This window comes from Fructilactobacillus sp. X2R5C3 (assembly GCF_059901325.1).
Window position 1 is genome coordinate 1 of record NZ_JBWXUY010000031.1, and the last position, 262, is coordinate 262.

1 protein-coding gene is annotated in these 262 nt (G+C 46.2%); it reads right to left on the minus strand.

The features are described from left to right. A partial coding sequence (locus AC6UDE_RS07045; RefSeq protein WP_500697040.1) for a hypothetical protein occupies positions 1-262 on the minus strand: 262 nt, incomplete at both ends.

The window sequence follows — 262 nt, forward strand, 5'->3', positions numbered from 1 at the left end:
CTGATGCGTGGTCCGATTGCACCTTGACGACGTTTGTATTCGTTGCGATCAACCAATCGAATCACTTTTTCTACCACTTCAGCATCAAATCCTCTCGCAATAATATCTGCTTGGCTTTGATCTTCTTCGCTGTATGCATAAAGTATCGCATCAAGTACATCGTAAGCTGGTAAAGAGTCTTGGTCAGTTTGATCAGGGCGTAACTCGGCAGAAGGGGGGCGGCTGATCACACGCTCTGGAATTACAGGGGTTTCACTTAAAG